Raw genomic sequence first — 3,238 nt, forward strand, 5'->3', positions numbered from 1 at the left:
TCTGGAACAGCGGGTGGTGCGACAGCGACCGGGCCGGGTTGACCACCTCGACCAGGTACTCGAACGGCACGTCCTGGTGGGCGTACGCGGACAGCGCCTTCTGCCGCACCCGGCCGAGCAGTTCACCGAAGCCGGGGTCGCCACTCGTGTCGGTGCGCAGCACCAGCGTGTTGACCATGAACCCGACGAGGTCGTCCAGGGCCTGGTCGGTGCGGCCCGCGATGGGGCTGCCGACCGGGATGTCGGTGCCCGCGCCGAGCCGGGTGAGCAGCGCGGCGAGACCGGCCTGCAGGACCATGAACATGCTGGCGCCGCGCGCGGTCGCCAGGTCCCGCAGGGCCCGGTGCAGCTCGGCGTCCAGCCGGACGGCGAGCCGACCGCCCCGCTGGGAGGCCACGGCGGGCCGGGGCCGGTCCGCGGGCAGCTGTAGCCGCTGCGGCAGACCGGTCAACTCCTCGCGCCAATAGGTGAGTTGCCGGGCGAACAGGCTGTCCGGGTCGGTCGCCTCGCCGAGCAGCTCGCGCTGCCACCGGGTGTAGTCGGCGTACTGCACCGGCAGCGGGGACCATCGCGGCTCCTCGCCCCGGCAGCGGGCCGTGTAGGCCGCCGCCAGGTCCCGGGAGAGCGGGCCCATCGACCAGCCGTCGGCCGCGATGTGGTGCACCACGAGCAGCAGAACATGCCGGTCGGGGGCGAGCGCATACAGCTCCGCGCGGATCGGCGGCTCGGCGGCCAGGTCGAAGCCGTACTGCGCCCCCTCCGCCAGTCGGGCGGCCAGCCGTGCGTCGTCGAGCTCCACGACCGGAAGCTTCGGGCGGGCCTTGTCCTCGCTCAGCACGAGCTGGTACGGCACGCCGTCCGCCTCGCGCAGGACCGTCCGCAGACTCTCGTGCCGGGCGATCACGTCGGCGAGCGCCGTGTGCAGTGCGGCCCGGTCCAGTTCACCGTCCAGGCGCAGCGCGAGCGGCATGTTGTACGTGGCGCTCGGGCCGTCCATCCGGTGCAGGAACCAAAGGCGTTGCTGGGCGAAGGACAGCGGGATCCGCTCCCGGCCGGTGGCCGCTCCGGTGGCCGCTCCGGTGGGTCGCGGACGGGCGGTCAGCGCGGGCCGCCGGGTGACCGAGCCGTCGAGGCGGGCCGCCAGGGCCGCCACGGTCGGGTGCTCGAAGAGCGTACGGACCTCGATCTCCACACCGAAGGCGGTCCGGACCCGGGAGGCGAGCCGGGTCGCCAGCAGGGAGTGCCCGCCCAGGTCGAAGAAGCTGTCCTCGACGCCGACCCTGGGCAGCGCGAGCACGTCGGCGAAGAGATCGGCGAGCAGCTGTTCCTGCGGGGTGCGCGGCGCCCGCCCGGCCGCGGCCGTCCCCAGATCGGGTGCGGGCAGCGCGCGGCGGTCGACCTTGCCGTTGGGGGTCAGCGGCAGCGCGTCCAGGACGACGATGGCCGACGGCACGAGGTAGTCGGGCAGGCGGTCGCGCAGCCGGTCGCGGAGCGCGCCGACGAGGGCGCCCGTGGCACGGCTTCCGGTCGGGCGATTGGTGAGCGAGGACAGCTCGGCGCCGGACGACCGCAGCGGCCGGTAGGCGTCGAGGGGTGCCTCTCCTGGTGCATCGAGCGGTGCCTCCCCCCGTGCGCCGCTGATGACGACGTCCAGGGCGTCGGCCGCGTCGGCCGACCAGGTGACGGCCACCCGGCGGCCGAGTTCCTCGCCGAGTTCGCGGAAGTCCTCGGGATCGGGTACGCCGCCCTCGTCCGGGCCGTGCAGCCGGTCCAGCAGGTCGGGGAGCGTGCCGTCCCCGTCGCGCACCGCGCGGGACAGCTCCGCCTCGCGGGCCACGCGCCGGTTCGGCACCCCCGTGATGCGCACCCCGGTGATGCGCACCGCGTCCGCGCCGGGCCCGGTGAACAGCTCGCGCACGTCCGTGAGGCAGGCGACTTCGCGGCCCCAGGTGAGTTCCCGCGTAGCGACCCCGGCCGGGACGGCCGACCGCTCGTGCAGCGTGACATCGTAGCGGTAGCGGGTGAGCTCGTTGTGGTGCCGCCCGCGCTTGACCTCGACCGCCACGGCCCCGACGGTGCCGCGGTCGCGCAGGGCGGTGAAGAAGTCCGGGTCGACCAGGAGTTCCTTCTCCACCAGGAGGGACTGCTCCACCGCACGGCGCACCGAGGACAGGTCGGTGCCCCGGTCGGCACGGTGGAGCTGCACGGCCGTCGTCAGCGGGCGCAGCAGCCGCAGGTTGCGGACGTCGCCGACGAAGAGCGCGCCGCCGGGTGCGAGCAGCCGCATCAGCCGGTCGATCACGTCCGTGAGGTAGTCGGCGGACGGGAAGTACTGGACGACGGAGTTCAGCACGATGGTGTCGAACCGCCCGGTCGGCAGTCCGTCGGTGTCGTGCGCCGGGCGGGTCCGCAGCACCACGCGCTCGGCCAGCCGCTCCTCCCGCGCCACCTGGGCGGCCAGGGTGTCGATCGCGGTGGCGGAGAAGTCGGTCGCCCAGTAGGTCTCGCAGTGCGGTGCGATCTGCGAGAGGAGCAGACCGGTGCCCACGCCGACCTCCAGCACCCGGCGGGGGCGCAAGGCCAGGATGCGCGCCACGGTGGCGTCCCGCCACTCCCGCATCTGCTCGACCGGGATCGGACTCGCGTCGTAACTGCTGTTCCAGCCGACGAAGTTCTGCCCGAAGGCGGCCTCCCCGGGAACGATCGGCAGCGCGTCGTAGATGTCCCGCCACTCGCCCACGTGGTCCGCTTCGAGACCGCTGTCCCGGTCCGGCTCCTGACGCGGGACGACATAGCCGACGAGCCGGTCACCCTGCGCGAGGACCGCGGCCTGGGCGACGGCGGGGTGTTCGGCCAGTGCCGCCTCGACCTCTCCGGGTTCGATGCGGAAGCCGCGCACCTTCACCTGCTGGTCGACGCGCCCGGCGTATTCGAGCTCGCCGTCGGCTCGGTGGCGTACGAGGTCGCCGGTGCGGTACATGCGTGCGCCGTCCTCGGAGAACGGGCAGGCGACGAACCGCCCGGCCGTGAGTCCCGGCCGGTTCAGGTACCCGCGCGCCAGACCCGGGCCCGTGACGTACAACTCGCCTGTCACACCCGGCGGTACGACGCGCAGACGCTCGTCCAGCACGTACACCCGCGCGTTGGCGATCGGCCGGCCGATCGGCGGTGCGCCCGCTCCCGGCGAGAGCGGTTCGCTCATGGTCGCGCAGACCGTCGTCTCCGTCGGGCCGTACGC

1 protein-coding gene is annotated in these 3,238 nt (G+C 73.9%); it reads right to left on the reverse strand.

Features of this window, described 5'->3' with window-relative positions; genetic code table 11:
* The coding region (locus GTW40_RS24050; RefSeq protein ID WP_272919034.1) for a condensation domain-containing protein at positions 1–3,202 on the reverse strand (3,202 nt) is incomplete at its 3' end.
* Positions 3,203–3,238 lie beyond the last annotated feature (36 nt).

This window comes from Streptomyces sp. SID4985, from assembly GCF_009863025.1.
Classification (GTDB): domain Bacteria; phylum Actinomycetota; class Actinomycetes; order Streptomycetales; family Streptomycetaceae; genus Streptomyces.